The 16,514-nt window shown below is 53.3% G+C and carries 16 protein-coding genes; 5 read left to right on the forward strand and 11 right to left on the reverse strand.

Annotated elements, in window-relative coordinates; all coding sequences use genetic code 11:
• Nucleotides 1-18 precede the first annotated feature (18 nt).
• Entirely contained in the window at nt 19-1,692 is a 1,674-nt protein-coding gene (locus tag ACT3TJ_RS04310) for a methyl-accepting chemotaxis protein (protein WP_193056756.1), read from the reverse strand.
• Nucleotides 1,693-1,849: 157 nt separating this feature from the next.
• Nucleotides 1,850-2,911 (reverse strand): NAD(P)-dependent alcohol dehydrogenase, encoded by a 1,062-nt coding sequence (locus ACT3TJ_RS04315; RefSeq protein ID WP_193056757.1) that lies wholly within the window; start codon nt 2,909-2,911, stop codon nt 1,850-1,852.
• A gap of 205 nt (nt 2,912-3,116) precedes the next feature.
• On the opposite strand from ACT3TJ_RS04315, the gene ACT3TJ_RS04320 reads away from it, so the two are divergent.
• A complete protein-coding gene (locus tag ACT3TJ_RS04320; RefSeq protein ID WP_193056758.1) occupies nt 3,117-4,010 on the forward strand; it encodes an AraC family transcriptional regulator in 894 nt (297 codons plus the stop codon).
• A gap of 7 nt (nt 4,011-4,017) precedes the next feature.
• Here the strand turns inward: ACT3TJ_RS04320 and ACT3TJ_RS04325 are convergent, their stop codons facing one another.
• Complete coding sequence (locus tag ACT3TJ_RS04325; protein ID WP_193056759.1) at nt 4,018-4,443, reverse strand: VOC family protein; 426 nt, start codon at nt 4,441-4,443, stop codon at nt 4,018-4,020.
• Nucleotides 4,444-4,573: 130 nt separating this feature from the next.
• On the opposite strand from ACT3TJ_RS04325, the gene ACT3TJ_RS04330 reads away from it, so the two are divergent.
• A complete protein-coding gene (locus tag ACT3TJ_RS04330) occupies nt 4,574-5,449 on the forward strand; it encodes a LysR substrate-binding domain-containing protein (RefSeq protein WP_193056760.1) in 876 nt (291 codons plus the stop codon).
• Between the two features lie 97 nt (nt 5,450-5,546).
• On the opposite strand, the gene mqo is transcribed toward ACT3TJ_RS04330, so the two are convergent.
• Entirely contained in the window at nt 5,547-7,241 is a 1,695-nt protein-coding gene (mqo, locus tag ACT3TJ_RS04335; RefSeq protein WP_193056761.1) for a malate dehydrogenase (quinone), read from the reverse strand.
• Nucleotides 7,242-7,384: 143 nt separating this feature from the next.
• Between mqo and ACT3TJ_RS04340 the strand changes: the two genes are divergently transcribed.
• Nucleotides 7,385-7,603 carry a DUF3820 family protein gene (locus ACT3TJ_RS04340; RefSeq protein WP_172117222.1) on the forward strand — a complete coding sequence of 73 codons (219 nt, stop codon included), beginning with the start codon at nt 7,385-7,387 and terminating at the stop codon, nt 7,601-7,603.
• Between the two features lie 2 nt (nt 7,604-7,605).
• On the opposite strand, the gene ACT3TJ_RS04345 is transcribed toward ACT3TJ_RS04340, so the two are convergent.
• From ACT3TJ_RS04345 to ACT3TJ_RS04365, 5 genes are all read right to left on the reverse strand, one after another.
• A complete protein-coding gene (locus tag ACT3TJ_RS04345) occupies nt 7,606-7,947 on the reverse strand; it encodes a hypothetical protein (protein WP_193056762.1) in 342 nt (113 codons plus the stop codon).
• A 73-nt stretch (nt 7,948-8,020) separates the two neighbouring features.
• Nucleotides 8,021-8,383 (reverse strand): ribbon-helix-helix domain-containing protein, encoded by a 363-nt coding sequence (locus tag ACT3TJ_RS04350; RefSeq protein ID WP_193056763.1) that lies wholly within the window; start codon nt 8,381-8,383, stop codon nt 8,021-8,023.
• A gap of 133 nt (nt 8,384-8,516) precedes the next feature.
• A complete protein-coding gene (locus ACT3TJ_RS04355; RefSeq protein WP_193056764.1) occupies nt 8,517-9,086 on the reverse strand; it encodes a DJ-1/PfpI family protein in 570 nt (189 codons plus the stop codon).
• Between the two features lie 230 nt (nt 9,087-9,316).
• Nucleotides 9,317-9,946 (reverse strand): SDR family oxidoreductase, encoded by a 630-nt coding sequence (locus ACT3TJ_RS04360; protein ID WP_193056765.1) that lies wholly within the window; start codon nt 9,944-9,946, stop codon nt 9,317-9,319.
• Between the two features lie 136 nt (nt 9,947-10,082).
• Nucleotides 10,083-12,188 carry a methyl-accepting chemotaxis protein gene (locus ACT3TJ_RS04365; RefSeq protein ID WP_193056766.1) on the reverse strand — a complete coding sequence of 702 codons (2,106 nt, stop codon included), beginning with the start codon at nt 12,186-12,188 and terminating at the stop codon, nt 10,083-10,085.
• 329 nt (nt 12,189-12,517) lie between these two features.
• On the opposite strand from ACT3TJ_RS04365, the gene ACT3TJ_RS04370 reads away from it, so the two are divergent.
• Nucleotides 12,518-13,465, forward strand: a complete 948-nt coding sequence (locus ACT3TJ_RS04370; RefSeq protein WP_193056767.1) for a D-2-hydroxyacid dehydrogenase family protein — start codon at nt 12,518-12,520, stop codon at nt 13,463-13,465.
• A 71-nt stretch (nt 13,466-13,536) separates the two neighbouring features.
• On the forward strand, nt 13,537-13,953 hold the full coding sequence (gene arfB, locus ACT3TJ_RS04375; protein ID WP_172117229.1) for an alternative ribosome rescue aminoacyl-tRNA hydrolase ArfB: 417 nt from the start codon (nt 13,537-13,539) through the stop codon (nt 13,951-13,953).
• Between the two features lie 271 nt (nt 13,954-14,224).
• Here arfB and ACT3TJ_RS04380 read toward each other — a convergent pair whose 3' ends face one another.
• Together ACT3TJ_RS04380 and ACT3TJ_RS04385 are read right to left on the reverse strand one after the other, a co-directional pair.
• Nucleotides 14,225-15,274 carry a proline racemase family protein gene (locus ACT3TJ_RS04380; protein WP_193056768.1) on the reverse strand — a complete coding sequence of 350 codons (1,050 nt, stop codon included), beginning with the start codon at nt 15,272-15,274 and terminating at the stop codon, nt 14,225-14,227.
• On the reverse strand, nt 15,271-16,449 hold the full coding sequence (locus ACT3TJ_RS04385) for a zinc-binding dehydrogenase (RefSeq protein ID WP_193056769.1): 1,179 nt from the start codon (nt 16,447-16,449) through the stop codon (nt 15,271-15,273). The genes ACT3TJ_RS04380 and ACT3TJ_RS04385 overlap by 4 nt, the downstream gene beginning before the upstream one ends.
• Between the last annotated feature and the right edge of the window lie 65 nt (nt 16,450-16,514).

The following is a 16,514-nucleotide window of genomic DNA, read 5'->3' on the forward strand; positions in this document are numbered from 1 at the left end:
CTAGAGTAGTTAAAACAGTTAAAACGCGTCCCACTCCTCAGCTGCGCTCTCTTTAGCAATACTTTCTCTACCAACGCCCTCTTTGCCAACGCTCTCTTTTATGACGGCTGTTTTCGCAGGCAGTTGGTTTGATGAGGTGGCAGGTGCTTGCTCATCTAGCCGAAACGTCGCTATCAACGTGGCTAACTGCTGCGCCTGGTCTTCAAGCGCGCTGGCTGCACTACTGGTTTGTTGCACCAGGGCAGCATTTTGCTGCGTGACCGAGTCCATTTCAGTGAGTGCGGCATTAATCTGTTCAATGCCCCCATCCTGCTCACGACTTGCCGTGGATATCTCGCTCATCAACGTGGTCACCTGCCCAATCGCCTGCACCGTTTGTTGAATCGTATGTCCACTGCGTTCAGCCTGTTCCGCGCCGCCGTTAATTTGTGATGTTGTTTGCCCAATCAAGTCACGAATTTCTTTGGCGGAGGCGGCACTGCGCGTAGCCAATGAGCGCACCTCACTGGCAACAACCGCAAACCCACGCCCCTGCTCCCCGGCTCTAGCAGCTTCAACCGATGCATTAAGTGCCAGGATATTGGTTTGAAAAGCAATCGAGTCAATAACCCCGATAATGTCGTTAACGCGGCTTGCGCTGGCTGCAATGTCACGCATCAACTGTACCGTGCGCTGCACTTCTTCGCCGCTAGCTTCCGCTGATTGAGAGGCAGCAATCGACAGCTGGTCTGCAGTGTGAGCGGTTTCTGCGTTTTTGCTCACGGTCGCTGACATTTGCTCCATGCTGGAAGCTGTTTGCTGCAGCGCAGATGCCTGCTGCTCAGTGCGCGAAGAGAGGTCCTGGCTTCCCGATGAGATATCGCCCGCGCCATTAAAAACGCTCTCGCTACTACTGCGTAGAGAGTGCACCAGTGCTTTCAGCTTGGCCTGCATGTCCGCCAGGGCGCTGAACAATTGGCCCACCTCGTTACGCCCTCGCGCTTCAATGCGGTCGGTCAAGTCTCCTTCGGCAATGGTGGCAAAATGCGCTATTGCCTGGTTAAGTGGGCGCACGACGCTGTGCATCATGGCCATACGGATAATAGTGGCGGCCACTAACGACAGGATGAGCAGCGCTAACGCAATCACGCCGACCGTTTGGGTCAAACTCCCCACCTGCTCGATCACGCGCTGCCCCCGCGCTTCGGTGTAAGCGATAAAACCGTTCATGGCCTCATCCAGCCGTACACCACTCTCGCCTAATTCCTCCTGGTGACGCTGCACCTGGAACGGCGGAGCCTCCAATAGGGGCACAATGCCGTCGGTAACAAATGCCTCGTAGCTTAAAACAACAGCCTCACGGTAGCCGGCAAGCTCACTCTCTTCTGGCACCGACAGCGCACTGAATTCATCAAAATTCGCTTGGGCCATTGCTACGGCCTCAATCGCCAGTTGGAGGCTTTCCAGGCCTTTATCAGGATTGCCTTGCGTACTGAAGCTTGCAAAACGGTCCAGGAATGTTTGTGCTCTGAGTGCATTGACTTGGGTGCGGTTGGCAAGATTGGTTAACCGAACATTGACATCGGCTAACTCCTCAAGCGCTCGGCCGCTGGTGTGATTGGCATAAAACCCCAATCCACTTATCAGCCCTATCATCAATACCATCAGCGCGAGCGCTGCGGTCAAAGTCCACTTAATAGAGAGATGTCTCATCCAATTGATTCCCTTGCCGTTTATGGTTGTTTATTACTATCGGCAAGAGTAAACCAAGCTGAAGTACTTTATGTGCCACTATCGACCTATGTATAACTAAAAGGCATAAAAAAACCCACCATGGCTTAGGCCACGATGGGTAAGTACCGATGCTTTTTTAAGCAGCAGTATTTTTAAGGGTTGCCATATCAATCACGAAACGATAACGCACATCGCCTTTCGCCATGCGCTCAAACCCTTCGTTGATATTATTGATATCCAACATTTCGATATCACACGTGATGTTTTGCTCGGCACACAGTGTTAAAAGTTCTTGTGTTTCAGCAATGCCACCAATTAAAGAACCTGCCACGACACGACGCTTGAATACCAGATTGAAGGCTTCCACAGGAGGCTCGATAGGCTCCAGCAAACCAACAAGAATATGCGTACCGTCGTATTTAAGCGCCTTTAGGTAAGGGTTTAGGTCGTGCTGAACAGGTACGGTATCCATCATGAAGTCAAAGCTCTCAGCCACGGCTTCCATCTGTGCTGGGTCGCTTGAAACCACCACATGGTCGGCGCCATTACGCCTGGCTTCTTCTACTTTGGCATCGGAACGGGTAAAGACGGTCACTTCTACGCCAAGTGCTTTGGCCAGTTTCACAGCCATATGGCCCAAACCGCCCATACCGATAACGCCCAGCTTATGTCCTTTGCCGATACCAAAGTGCTTAAGCGGCGAATAAGTAGTGATACCTGCGCATAGAATAGGGGCTGCAGAGGCAAGGTCGATGCCATCAGGCATGCTCAACACGAAATGTTCGCTCACCACGATGCTATCGGAATAACCACCCTGGGTAATCGTGTCGTCCTGGCGGTCTTCACTACCGTAGGTCATGGTGGACCCTTCCAGGCAGTACTGTTCAACGCCATCGTTACAGGCACTACAGGTGCGGCAAGAATCAACCATGCAGCCAACGCCCACTAAATCACCTGCTTTAAAACGGCTCACCTGACTGCCTACCGAGGTGACTCGGCCTACAATTTCATGCCCCGGCACGACCGGGTATTGGCTCATGCCCCAATCGTTCTGAGCAAAGTGCAGGTCGCTATGGCAAACACCGCAGTAAAGAATTTCTATGGCGACATCATCGGCACGCGGTTGACGACGTTCGAATGAAAAAGGCGCTAACGGTTTATCCGCCGCAAAAGCAGCGTAGGATTTAGCTTGGCTCATCAGGTAAAACTCCTTAAATCGGTGATCCTCGTAACCGTGAGGACGCCTGACCATTATTCGCCGATTAAACCGCAATAACGATGAGCGAAGCTCCGTATTTTTTGCCTATTCCTCCAAATCAATGTGATGAAATAACAAAAACAAACCGATATTATGGCACTATTATCCGAATCCACCCATTTTTGCACGTTTCTGGCAGGTCTCCATGAGTTCGTTGCTTCCTACCTACCCGCCCTTGGCGCGCACTATTGCAGCGCTAACCCAGGCAGACGGCATCACCCAGACGCATCTACCGGGCGTCTCGCTGCTGTGTTTGGGGCGCCATCAAGCTCGCACTCCGTTACTGTACGAGCCCAGCTTGACCGTTATCGCTCTGGGCCGGAAAGTGGGCTATCTGGGAGATCGTGAAATTCACTACAACCCCGGCCACTACCTGGTACAGACCCTGCCGCTGCCGTTTGAGTGTGAAACTCATGGCTCACCCGAAGCACCTCTACTGGGTATTTCAGTAAAGCTGGATCCGCCCCTGTTAAGCGAGATGGTCATGGCTATGGGCGATGCCGGCGCACCCGCCCTTTCTCCCAAGCCCATGGCATCCGTTGCCATGACAGAAGGTATGCAGCATGCTGTTGCCCGCTTGGCAAACACGCTGAAATGCGAAACAGAGTGCGCGGTCATGGGGGTGTCGCGCATCCGTGAGGTGGTTTTCGAGGCGCTGAAAGGAGAACAGGGACCCGCACTCAGGGCGCTGGTGAACGGCCAAGGGCACTATTCACGCATTGTGCAGGTGCTATCGAAGCTTCACGTAAACTTCGCCGATGAGTTTACGGTTGAACAGCTGGCTCAGCGAGCCAGTATGAGCGTTTCGACGTTCCATCACTATTTCAAGCAGATTACTCGCGCCTCGCCTGCCCAGTACCTAAAGCGGCTGCGGTTGATAAAAGCCCAGCAGCTTCTGTCGCAGCAGGACCATAATGTCAACCAGGCGGCATTGGCGGTCGGCTATCGCAGCGTGCCGCAATTCAGCCGTGACTATAAACGCTACTTTGGTGAATCTCCCCTGCAACATCGCCGCCAAGAGCAGATGTTGCAAGGGTAGTTATCGCTTACTTGGCAAATATTTGGCTCTTGTCCTTAAACGCCTTGAACTCTAGCGCGTTGCCACAGGGGTCGAGCAGGAACATGGTGGCTTGCTCGCCCACTTCACCTTTAAAGCGTATGTAAGGCTCAATCACAAAGACGGTGTTGCGTGACGTCAAGCGCTCGGCAAGTGCTTCCCACTCCTCCCACTCTAAAATTACGCCGAAATGCGGCACCGGTACGTCGTGGCCATCTACCGGGTTGGTATGGGCATTCTCTTGGCTGGGCGTTTTAGGGTGGCCGTGAATTACCAGTTGGTGACCAAAAAAGTTGAAGTCGACCCAGTTGTCACTGGAGCGCCCTTCTTCCAGACCAAAAACGTCGTTGTAAAAAGCCCGGGCTAGCGCTACATCGTAAACCGGGATGGCCAAATGAAAGGGGGAAAGGCTCATAGTGGTCTCCTGCTCGCTATCGTTATGTAATGAGTGACACGAAGTGCCAACCCGCGATGGTCATCCTAGGCCGAGCCTTATAAAAATAAAATCAATATCTTTTTCGCCAATTCACAAATATTATTTATCAATGATACGAGAGCTTAAAACCCTAACAGCCGTCGCTCAAGAAGGTACCTTTGCCTCGGCAGGCCAGAAAATTGGCTTAACGCAAGCGGCTGTTAGCGCACAGATGAAACGGCTGGAAGCACAGCTGGGCGTTACCCTGTTTGCCCGAAAAGGGCGTGCGGCGGTATTAACGGCGCAAGGCCAGGACGTTCTTCAACAGGCGCATACCCTACTCGCCCTTTATCGGACACTTGGCGAAGCCAATACCGACAAGCCTGCCAGCACGCCGGTGAACATAGGCGCTATTGCCTCCATTCAGCGCTCGCTACTGCCCAGCGCCTTGGCTCGTTTTCACCGAGCCTATCCCGACTGCCGGAGCCGCGTGGTGCCGGGGCTCTCCATGGCGCTGGTCAATCAGGTGGATGCAGGCGAGCTTGATATGGCGGCCATTATTCGCCCGCCTTTCTCACTGCACAGCGATTTACGCTGGACACCACTGGCCCATGAACCTTACCGCCTAATCGTCCCGGCCTTAACGGAAGGCGATGATTGGCGCAAGCTGCTCAGCCGCGAGCCTTTTGTGCGTTACGACCGCACCTCGTTTGGCGGCCGCCAAGTCGACCGCTTTTTACGCGCCCAACACTGCCATGTGCATGAGCTGTGCGAGGTGGACGAGCTGGATACCATTATCCAATTGGTGGCCAACGGCGTGGGCATTGCCCTGGTGCCAGAGGTAGCCGCCCTGCAGCCCTGGCCACCAGCGGTGCGCGCCATCCCGCTGGGTGAACATACGTTTCATCGGGATGTAGGATTGACCCATCGTGCAAGCAGCCAGTTAAGTGCCCCAGCTCGCGCGCTTGCCCAGCTGACTTGTGAAGCTGCCAATCCTCACTATTGAATCCAAAAAAAACGCTAGCCCCTTAAAAAGGGGCTAGCGTTATCGACCGCACCTGACATGGCACGCTAGTGCGTTCAGGGCTTAAGCAGGCAAAACCTTACAGAACAACTTCTTCTGTTTCGGCGTCCTGCTCTTCGCTTTGTGCATCAGCGTTTTCGTCAACGCTGCTCTCATCAGAGGCTTCTGATTCAGGCTGCGCGTTTTCAACTTCCGCTTGAACGTCTGTGTCTGTTTCAGCAGCATTCATCGGCTCGTTCAGCTTAAGCGCTTCTGCCGTGTATACCCGCATTTCACGCAGCAGCTCCGGATTTTCAGAAAGACGCTGGCCGTAAGACGGTACGATTTCGGTCAGCTTTTCCTGCCACGCATCGCTTTGCACTTGCTCAGCAAACACGTTTTCCAGCAAATGCAGCATAATGGGTGGCGCGGTTGAGGCACCGGGTGAAGCCCCCAGAAGTGCAGCGATTGAGCCGTCTTTAGCACTTACCACTTCGGTACCAAACTGCAGCAGGCCGCCATGTTCAGGGTCGTTCTTGATGATTTGAACCCGCTGACCGGCGGTCCAAAGCTTCCAGTCATCGCTGTTCGCTTCAGGGAAAAAGTCCTGCAGCGCTTCAAAGCGGTCGTCATCGGACATCATTACCTGGCCCACCAGGTAGCTCACCAGATTAAAGTTATGCAACCCCACCTGGGTTGTCGGCCAGATATTGTTAAATGTTATGGAGCCAAACAGGTCGGTCCAGGAGCCTTCTTTCAAGAACTTGCTTGAGAACGTGGCAAATGGGCCAAAAAATAGCGCAGGCTCGCCATCCAGGTTGCGGAAGTCCAAGTGCGGAACCGACATCGGCGGAGAACCTTCACCGGCTTTGCCATACACTTTGATCTGGTGCTGGGCGACAACCTCAGGGTTGGTGGTGTAAAGGAACTGGCCACCCACCGGGAAACCGGCGTAAGCGTCCGCTTCCGGAATACCGGATTCCTGAAGCAGCGGCAGCGCAGCACCGCCCGCACCAATGAACACAAACCGGGAATCGATGGTGGTTTCATCACCGCTTTCCAGGTTTTTGATCGTCACGTGCCAGGTATCGTCGTCATTACGCTCAAGACCGCGCACTTCACTGTTAAGCGAAAGCGTGAAGTTATCGCTATCGCCCAGGCCTTCAACCATCTGGCGAGTCTGCGCGCCGTAGTTCACTTCCGTCCCCATCTGCATACGAGTCGCGGCAACCGGCGTGTTCTCATCACGACCAGCCATCACCAGCGGCATCCACTCAGCGATTTCCTGGCGATCTTCCGAGTATTCCATGCCTTCATAAAGCGGGTTTTCGGTCATGCGTGCGTAGCGTTCGCGCAGGAAAGCGACATCGTCTTCCCCCCACACCAACGCATGATGCGGCACCGAATTAATAAAGGCTTTCGGGTCACTCAGGATGCCCTGATCGACCTGGTGGGCCCAGAACTGGCGGGAAATTTCAAACTGCTCGGTAACGTTAACCGCACGCTCAATTTCAACGTGGTCGCCATCACCCGGCGTATAGTTCATTTCCATGAAGGCAGAGTGACCGCTGCCTGCGTTGTTCCAGGCATTGGAACTCTCTTCAGCGACCTGGCCCAAGCGCTCGTAAAGATGGATATCCCAGTCGGGTTCTAATTCTTGAAGATAGGTACCTAGTGTGGCGCTCATGATGCCGCCACCAATTAATACAACATCAACAGGCTCATCCGCCGCAACGGGCATCGCTGCAAACGCTAAAAGCGGTGTGCAGAGTAAAAAACGTAAATGTTTATGCATGTCATATCCTGACGATACAGAAATATCTTGCCGAAGCTATAATTGCCCGGCATCGAGGGGGGGTATTGACTTCGACCAAAGTCTAGCAAAATTAGATCTTTTCGGAAACCAATGCGATAGACACGCACAAAGGAAAGTAAGACATGAGACCTGAAGACCTTGAAAAACTGGTAACTCGCACCATGCCGTTTGGCAAACACCAGGGCTGGCTCATTGCCGACTTGCCGGGGCCCTACCTTAACTGGTTTGCGCGGGAAGGTTTTCCATCGGGAGAGATTGGCCAACTGCTGCAGCTAATGCAGGAAATTGACCATAATGGGTTAAGCGACTTGCTGGAGCCGTTACGAAAGCCGTCCAAGTAAGATTACGCGTTTGAGCGCGACGCCAATACCTGCTGATATTCATGACGATACGCCTTGGCATGTTGCGTGGTGTCATCGGGGAAGCGCCCCAGCGCTACGGCCAGCTCAAAAAAACCAGCAGCGGGCATATTATCGCCCCGGCGGCTTACCACCAGCGCGGCGATAAACGGCTGATGGGCAGCAGCATCATCGCGCATAAGCTGCTCTAGCGCCTGAGCCACCCGCTGAATAGTACGTGGAGGTGTCAGACCCAACGCCGCAGCCACTTGCTGATAGGTGATCGGTAATGTTTTTTCGGGTGCCGTGGTGAGTAATTGGCGCACAGCAGTCGCAACATCTGTCATAAAAAATCCTGTTAATGCCTGTATCACGTACTGTCTTTATCGCTACTCACTATCACGCTGAGACGGTCAGTGATTAGTGAACCTGGCGGCGCCTAGAGCGGCCTTCACGCACGAGTATCTCCTCAGCATCCAGCGTCGCAATCGGTATCTCGTGCTGAGTGGGAATATCTCCCGTTAGTTGAAGCGCCTGATAGCGTAGCGCACACACGCGTAAAAACGAGGTGAAGTTGCCCAAGTCGTGTCCGGCATCGATAGATTCATGATACAGGCGAGTAATCAGTTGAGCCGTATTCATACCATCACGCGTGGCGATCTCTTCCAAAATGAGCCAGAAGTAGTGCTCCATTCGCACGCTCGTCACCATGCCATCAATACGCAGTGAATGCGTCGCACTGGACCATAACTCAGGATTGGCGTGAATAAAGAGTTTGCACATGGGGGTGATCTCTTAACGTTCAGATAAGCCGTTAGCATAGCGAGCAAATACACTACGCGCCTAATGTCTGTTAGGTGCATGTCTGTTAGGCGCGTAAGCTTTGCTTTGTATGATGATGCTAACGGCCCAGCGCTCACTGGTTTAGCAGCGCCATAAATTGACCAAGCCAAGCCGGGTGGGCTGGCCAAGCGGGCGCCGTCACCAGATTGCCATCGGTTACCGCCTCGCTTACTTCAATGCTGGCGAAATGTCCGCCTGCCAACTCAACCTCTGGCTGGCAAGCCGGGTATGCAGAACACTGCCTGCCTTTGAGCACGTTTGCAGCGGCTAGCAATTGCGCGCCGTGGCAAATCGCAGCGACAGGCTTATTGGCTTCAAAAAAGTGCCGAACCATCGCCAACACATCTTGATTCAAGCGTAGGTATTCCGGAGCACGTCCGCCGGGCACCACCAGAGCATCATAGTCAGCGGGATCAATACGCTCAAAATCAGCATTGAGCGCAAAGCGGTGGCCAGGTTTTTCAGAATAGGTTTGATCACCTTCGAAATCATGAATCGCTGTCGCCACGGTGTCGCCCGATGCCTTGCCAGGGCAAACGGCATCAACCTGATGACCAACAGCCATCAATGCCTGGAAAGGCACCATGGTCTCGTAATCTTCAGTAAAGTCGCCGGTAATCATCAGAATGCGCTTGCTGGTCATCTCCGTACTCCTTCTTGTTTTGTCGTTGTGCACACGTTGCATGTGCCCAACAAGCCTAGCAAGCGCGTTTTCGATAGCGGTAGTACGCCATTACTACACTGATTTTTTTATAGCGAAAGCACGCGGTCAAACCGGCAAATGCATAATGGCACGCTTTATGTGGCGCTCTTCAAGCCATAATTTGCCAAGGGTAAGGGGAAGCTTAAATCGTTACTATGTGATGCTCAGGCTCAACGCACCAAGTCACTAATACGTTCCTTACCGTTCAAGAGCGTGAACTCCTTGTCTTTCAACGCAGGTGTTTTCACAACGTGCAGCAAGGCATGGGCAACATCTGCCCGGGTAATGGATTGTTCAGGAGATGTCTCCATTGTCCCGGCAAACCCGTGCGTTGCCTTCTCGTCAGTCAAGGGGCCTGGTTTAAGGATGACATGGGGAATCTTGGCAAAACGTAGATGGCTATCCGCTGCAAACTTGGCGGCCATGTAAGGGCGCATCTTTTCGGGTGCTTCAAGCGGATGTTCTGCGCGAATAGCACTCACCATAATATAGCGATCAAGCCCTTTTTCACTGGCGATATCAGCGGCTCTGATAGCACCATAAAGGTCAATTATGAGCGTTTTATCCGGTCCAGTATGCGGGCCTGAGCCAGCAGTAAAAATCACCTGATCGCAATCCTCGAAGGCGTGTTCAAACTCATCCTCAAGATCAGCCACAATGATGGGGATCTGACGCTCGCTGAACCACTCTGCTTGGCTTTCATCCCGGATCATTGCCTTAATCGGCTCCCCAGCCTGTTGGGCGAGTTCACAAAACTGTTTACCAATCTGCCCATTGGCACCTATTACTAATGTGGTCATGTTGCCTCTCTGGTTTAGTTCATTCACGGACTATTGCTTAATCAGTGCAGCCAGCGCCTGGATAAATCAACCCCTGAAACGTAAAACAGCGAATGCACCATGGATGCATTCGCTGTTAGCAAGCAACACGATGGCGCTAAGTCAGTCGTGCAGGCACCTCTTTATAAGGCAAGGAACGTACTTGCTGCCCCGCGTTACCGCTCACCTGAAAGCGGCTTACCAGCAGATGCATATCGCCAGCTCGCGCATCAAGTTCGTGGCTTGCGCTTGAAGCATCCTGAACCAAACGGACATTTTGATGGGTTACCTGATCCAGCTGTGAAATCGCCTGATTAATCTGCTCTATACCCGTCGACTGCTCCTGTGTGGCATCGGCAATTTCTGTTACATAACGAGTCACTTCTGACAGGCTATCGATGATTTCTTGAAGGTGCGTGCTGGACGCATTAACCAGTTGCTCGCCTTCACTGACTTTGGCCACGCTGTCAGCCACCAAGTGACGAATTTGCGCTGCCTCATCGGCACTGCGACCGGCAAGTTTACGCACTTCCTGGGCGACTACGGCAAAACCACGGCCTTGCTCCCCTGCGCGCGCAGCCTCCACAGAGGCGTTTAGCGCCAGCAAGTTGGTTTGAAAGGCAATATCATCAATGGCTTTAATGATCGAGGTGATTTTCTCACTCGCTTCACGTATATCCCCCATCGCCGCCGTTGTACGTTTGGCGACATCCCCCGCTGAGCGTGCCCGCTGATCGACACCGCCACTGGCACCTTTTGCCTGATCTGCATAGTCGGCTGTCTGCTTCACGGTAGAGGTGATTTGCTCAAGACTGGAAGCCGTTTCGGCTAGCGAGGCGGACTGCTGATCCGTGCGTTGCGACAGGTTCTCGTTACCCGAAGCAATTTGTCGGCTGCTTTCGGCAATCGCCTCAGCGCTTTCACGTACTTGGGCGACCATACCTTCAAACGTGTCCATCATACGGTTGAACGCTTGGGCAGTTTGGCCGACTTCATCGTTTCGCTGTAGATCAAGACGTTGTGACAAATTGGTATTTTCGCCACCTGCGCCGCTAATGTTCTCCATTTGCCGACGCATGGCCACCAGCGGGCCAAGTACACGTACCAGCGTACGCCAGCCAAAAATCGCCAGCAGAGCGACAACACCTAACGTGACGGTGATCAGCAGAGTGAGCCCGGCGGCGGCCAGTGTTTCTGCCTGGCCAACCGCATTGTCCGCCTGCGCCGCCGCATATCGCTCTACGTCGCTCAGCGTCTGCTCTATTTGTGCCATAGCGCTTGCCACGTTCGCTAGCGCCTCCTGAACCTGGCGACTTAATTCCAGCTGCTGTTCACGGAGCCGGTAAACTGACACGGCGTCAGCGATCATCACGCTTTCCAGCTGGTTAATGTCCTCTCTCAAGGCATTGACCATCGCTATCTGGCTTCTTTCTGAATCAGGTGCGTCATTAATCGCCGTTAACCAGTCACGCATCTGAGTGAACTGGGGTTCGATAGCGTTCTGACGCAGCGTAGACAGCGCCTCGGCATCTGTGGCCTGCACCATTTGATGGCCATAACCCGCCAGCAATGCCAACGCAGTGCTGACATTCGCGCTGTAACGGCTGATATCCGTGCCTTCAACCACCAGACTATCCAGCACCGTTGTGGGTAACGTGGTCATGCCATCCTCACGCCACGCTTCCATTAACTCACGCTGCTCACTCTGATAGCGCTGCTGGTTAATCACTGAGACGTTAGCCACTTCTTCAGCACTGCTCATGGCATTACTGATTAACGTCTCCATTTGCGTCAACGTAGTGGCCGTGTCTGCTTTTAGGCCAAGCTCCGTCTGGCGGGCCGCTTCAAGCGCTGCGTCACCCACACGTAACGCATCGTACTCATTGTTCAGGTTTTCCAGCTGTCCTTGGAGCCCCTCTTCTCCTAATCCCCGACGAGCTTCCAGAAAACGCTGATTAAGTGTCTCTTCCGTGACAATGCTGTCCAAGTCAGACGCGCTTTCTGCAGCGAGCAGTTCGTTATGACGCTGGCCGAAGGCCGCCACGGTGAGCACCAAACGACGACTGGCATCCTGAAGAGGCAGTACATCGTCGGTAATAGTGTGTTGAACGTTGATTAGCCGCTGGTTGGTAAACCAGCCGGTCACGGCAAGCGCAACCGCGCCCAACATGGCCACAATAAAGAGGCTGATGAGCATGGTACGTATACTTAACGTCTTTTTCATTATGCGTGTTCGCTTGTGTCAGAAGTCATGCAGGAGCGTCTACTTTTGGTGAAAAAGTACCACTAGCCAGGCGGTCAAGGATAACCGTTACAACCAAAACCGGACATTTATTTTCTAAAAAAAACCGTCAGTTAAGGTGTATTTCCCTTTTTGAATTACGTGATCCAGAAGCCTACAGGACTTAATATCGGCAACAAGCGGCTTAACTATAATCGCTCGTTCGCTGCCCCTTGATTACCAAGCAAGAGCGGAGTATCACGTTGTTTCAGCCTCGCTTTAGCGTAAGGCCTTTTAGTGTTGCTACATACTTAGAGAAAAGGAACGATTCAATGAATATCGTGATACCTGATGATTACCAGGACTGTGTACGCCATTTGGATGCCTATGCAATGCTCAACGGGCACAACGTAACTATTTATCACGATACGCTGACCGATGTTGAGGCGTTGGTGGCACGGTTTTATCACGCGGATGCGCTTGTGTTAATTCGTGAACGTACCCCTATCACTGCAGCGCTGCTTGAACGCTTACCCAATTTAAAAGTGATTAGCCAAACCGGGGGCGGCGCGGCCCATGTCGACCTAAAAGCGTGTCAGCAACAAGGCGTTACCGTTATGACAGGTAAAGGCTCGCCCCACGCGGCGGCCGAATTAACCTGGGGGCTGGTACTTTGTGGCATGCGCCACCTGCCTGAAGAAGTAGAAAACCTTAAAGCTGGCCGCTGGCAGCGAACCCTGGGCACCGGGCTAAAAGGCCGCACAATGGGGATTTTTGGCTTGGGAAAAATTGGTAGCCTGGTGGCCCGGTACGCGCAGGCATTTGAAATGAACGTGCTGGTATGGGGGCGAGAAGGCACCAGAGCTCGAGCCATGGACGCCGGATTAACGGTTGCCGAGAGCCAGCAGGATCTCTTTAAACGTGCCGATGTCCTTAGCCTACATCTGCGCCTAAACGATGAAACGCGGGGCATTGTGACCGCTGACCATTTGGCCTGCATGAAACCCACAGCGCTTCTGGTAAACACTAGCCGCGCACCGTTAATTGCATCAGGTGCATTAGTCAGCGCCCTCGAAGCAGGCAGGCCAGGACGCGCGGCGGTTGATGTTTTCGATAGCGAACCGACCTGCGACGATCCTCTGCTCACCCTGCCCAACTGCGTAGCGACGCCTCACTTGGGTTATGTCGAAAAAGATAGCTACGAGCTCTACTTTGGTGACGCGTTTGCGAATGTCGTCGCGTTTAGCAACGGTGAGCCGGTCACTAATCTCGCCTCTTAAATCCTGTCGCTGCGACCACCTCTGTGTCAAGTGTGCTAGCCTTATTACTCACCTGTGACACAGAGGACTTGATGCTCACTATTTCCAACCATGTTGCCTTGGCCGACTGGGAAATTGATATTAGCCAAATTCGCGCTCAGGGTGCAGGCGGTCAGAACGTCAACAAAGTGGCGTCAGCGGTACACCTGCGCTTTGATATTTCACGCTCTACCCTGCCGCCGTTTTATAAAGAGCGTTTGATAGCACTCAATGATCAACGCATCAGTAAAGAGGGTGTGGTGATTATCAAGGCGCAAAGTTATCGCACGCTGGAGCTTAATAAAGAAGATGCCCTTGCTCGCCTGAAAGAATTGATCATCAGCGCGACTCGGCAGCAAAAGGTACGCCGCCCGACAAAACCCACCAAAGGCTCCCAGCGACGCCGCGTTGACCATAAGACCCGCAAAGGTAAAATCAAATCGCTACGTGGTAAAGTTTCGTCTTCGTAAGCGCTATTGAGTCAATTGAATTGCGCATGACCACCGTTTCTCGACCGTTCTCTCCTTGCATCCAGCACTGCCAGCTAGACAGACACGACAAATACGTGCCAAGGCTGTGGTCGTACGCTGGATGAAATTGCCTATTGGGGCCAAATGACCGAGGCCGAAAAAGCCCCGGTCTGGGAGCGCCTGGAAGCGCAAGGCTATATCGATATCGCGTTAACCGAGATTAGCCACCCGACTCAACAGAGCAGTGATTAACAGGGTATTGATTAACAGATTAGTGGTTAACAGAGTGGCGGTCGCTCAAAATATGGTGCAGCTCACCGCAGGAAACCAGAGGGTCATCACAGTTGATCACGATATCCGACTGAGCCAGCACATAGCTGCGCCCGGTAATCGTATTTTCAACCACCTGGTAGGCGCCTTCCTGATGAGTCCCTGTAAACGTGCCAATAAACCCGGTTTCACGTAGCGAGACCGTTTCCAGTTTATCCCCTATGTTGAGTCGACCTTCGTAGTTCATTAACGCGAGCCTGGCGGAAGTGCCGGTGCCGGTAGTACTGCGACAAATCACCCCGGGGTGCACATAGGTTGTTGAACGAGAGCGTACATAGCCTTCACCCACTTGCTCTTCGGGGCCCATAAAATGCAGGAAAGGCAGCGGACCTACATCACCCAGCGTGTAGTGGGAAAAGCCGCGTTGAGCTTGCAAGGCCTCAACAATTTTATGCGCACAGGCCGAAAGCGCCTGCTCTTCTTCACGAATAAGCTTAAAACCAAGCTCGGCAGCATCCACTAACGCGTAAAAGCCGCCGCTATAGGCGACAGAGTACGTCACGGTGCCGATACCAGGCACCTGGATGGTATCGCGGTAAGTATCAATATAGCTGGGTAAACCTTCACAGGTAACCGACTCGACCACGCCGTTATGCACACGCGCCTCGATACGTACCAGGCCTGCCGGGGCCTCCAACGAAAACTGCTGAATGCCTTCCTGCTTAGGCACAATCCCACACTCAAGCACCGCGGTTGCCGTACACAAGGTATTGGAGCCTGAATAGATCGGGTAGCCCATCACTTCCATAATGATATAACCTGCGGCGGCCTCGGGGTGCGTCGCTGGTACCAGTAAGTCCACCGACATCTCCGGAATACCGTAGGGCTCTTCCAGCAGCAAGCGACGCAAGCCATCGGCATCGTCGCGCAGGTACTCCATTTGCTCCCGCACCGTGGCGCCCGGCAGAGCATCAATCCCGCCCGTTACGATTCGGCTGACATCGCCACCCGCATGAGTATCCATTAATTGAAGCGTATGGATATTTTTCAAAGGCGTTGCTCCTGAGCGTTTGTTAGTGCAAAAGGTGCGCCGTGAGTATTCCACTGGGCATCCGGTACAATGACAATTTTGCCGAGATAATTGCTGCCCCGATTAACAAAATAGCGCTCGGCGTCATGCAGTTCAGAAAGCTTGAACGCCGCATGGAGAACGGGCTTGAGTTCACCACTACGAATCCAGGTGATTAGCTGCTCGGCTTCTTCACGAGTACCGTGAGAAACGCCAAATATCTGCACCTGGTAAAGGTAAATACGCGTCCACATGATCTCACTGAGATTACCGCCGCTGGCCCCTGCGATGGAAAGGCGCGGATAGGATTGGCGGTGCTGCATATCAACAATCATGGTATCGATAAACAGATCAGTCATCTCGCCGCCGACCAAGTCCATCACCGCATCAATTGGCTTTCCGCCAGTAGCTTCTAAGACGCGGTTAACAAAGGTCGGCAGGTCGCCACGGTCAATAACGGCTTCGGCGCCTAACGCTTGCAGCGCAGCGGCTTTATCAGGCTGACTGACCGCATAAGGAACGGCACCGATAATACGGCACAGCTGAATGAGCGCGGTGCCTACGCCACCACTGGCACCGCTTACCAACACGCGCTCGCCAGCCTTGATGTGTGCCGAGGTCATCATATGGTACGCCGTTTGATAGGAGCACATGCCCATCGCGGCTAGCTCAGCGTCGCTGAGTTCGGGATTATCAATGGAGTGGAACTGGTCTGCGGGTACCGCAATATACTCAGCGTAGCCGCCATCGGCCCCATGGCCGTAGTAGTCGGGAGTGAGATTGATATCCCGGCGCTCATCCGCATAAATATTGAAATCAAGCAGGCCACGCTGGCCAACCCGCTTAGCATCCACGCCTTCGCCTACCGCTACGATACGCCCGGCTACATCTGCCCCCTGAATACGCGGAAACGTTAAGGTGGGCGTGCCACCCATGGCAAAGGACGTCACGTCGCCTTTCTCTTTGGTGGGATACAGGCCTTCACGCGCTTTACGGTCGGTATTGTTTTTCGCGGTCGCCGTCACCTGGACCAGAACATCACTTGGGCCGGGTAACGGCGTTTTGACGTCTTTACGGTAATGCAGTTGTTCGACGCCACCATGCCCGACCAAGAGCATGGCAGCCATCGTAGAAGAAACGGCGGTAGATTCAGGCATTGTCAGGCTCCTTGATACAAAGGAATAAGACTAGCCGACCATAGCAAACTCTTGCTACCCCTTAA

This window comes from Halomonas sp. AOP30-A1-24 (assembly GCF_052378165.1).
Classification (GTDB): domain Bacteria; phylum Pseudomonadota; class Gammaproteobacteria; order Pseudomonadales; family Halomonadaceae; genus Vreelandella; species Vreelandella citrativorans.

Bases quoted from the DNA above. Each gene is read 5' to 3' on its own strand.
- ACT3TJ_RS04310 (WP_193056756.1), bottom strand. From the start codon at position 1,692: ATGAGACATCTCTCTATTAAGTGGACTTTGACCGCAGCGCTCGCGCTG.
- ACT3TJ_RS04315 (WP_193056757.1), bottom strand. From the start codon at position 2,911: ATGAGCCAAGCTAAATCCTACGCTGCTTTTGCGGCGGATAAACCGTTA.
- ACT3TJ_RS04320 (WP_193056758.1), top strand. From the start codon at position 3,117: ATGAGTTCGTTGCTTCCTACCTACCCGCCCTTGGCGCGCACTATTGCA.
- ACT3TJ_RS04325 (WP_193056759.1), bottom strand. From the start codon at position 4,443: ATGAGCCTTTCCCCCTTTCATTTGGCCATCCCGGTTTACGATGTAGCG.
- ACT3TJ_RS04330 (WP_193056760.1), top strand. From the start codon at position 4,574: ATGATACGAGAGCTTAAAACCCTAACAGCCGTCGCTCAAGAAGGTACC.
- mqo (WP_193056761.1), bottom strand. From the start codon at position 7,241: ATGCATAAACATTTACGTTTTTTACTCTGCACACCGCTTTTAGCGTTT.
- ACT3TJ_RS04340 (WP_172117222.1), top strand. From the start codon at position 7,385: ATGAGACCTGAAGACCTTGAAAAACTGGTAACTCGCACCATGCCGTTT.
- ACT3TJ_RS04345 (WP_193056762.1), bottom strand. From the start codon at position 7,947: ATGACAGATGTTGCGACTGCTGTGCGCCAATTACTCACCACGGCACCC.
- ACT3TJ_RS04350 (WP_193056763.1), bottom strand. From the start codon at position 8,383: ATGTGCAAACTCTTTATTCACGCCAATCCTGAGTTATGGTCCAGTGCG.
- ACT3TJ_RS04355 (WP_193056764.1), bottom strand. From the start codon at position 9,086: ATGACCAGCAAGCGCATTCTGATGATTACCGGCGACTTTACTGAAGAT.
- ACT3TJ_RS04360 (WP_193056765.1), bottom strand. From the start codon at position 9,946: ATGACCACATTAGTAATAGGTGCCAATGGGCAGATTGGTAAACAGTTT.
- ACT3TJ_RS04365 (WP_193056766.1), bottom strand. From the start codon at position 12,188: ATGAAAAAGACGTTAAGTATACGTACCATGCTCATCAGCCTCTTTATT.
- ACT3TJ_RS04370 (WP_193056767.1), top strand. From the start codon at position 12,518: ATGAATATCGTGATACCTGATGATTACCAGGACTGTGTACGCCATTTG.
- arfB (WP_172117229.1), top strand. From the start codon at position 13,537: ATGCTCACTATTTCCAACCATGTTGCCTTGGCCGACTGGGAAATTGAT.
- ACT3TJ_RS04385 (WP_193056769.1), bottom strand. From the start codon at position 16,449: ATGCCTGAATCTACCGCCGTTTCTTCTACGATGGCTGCCATGCTCTTG.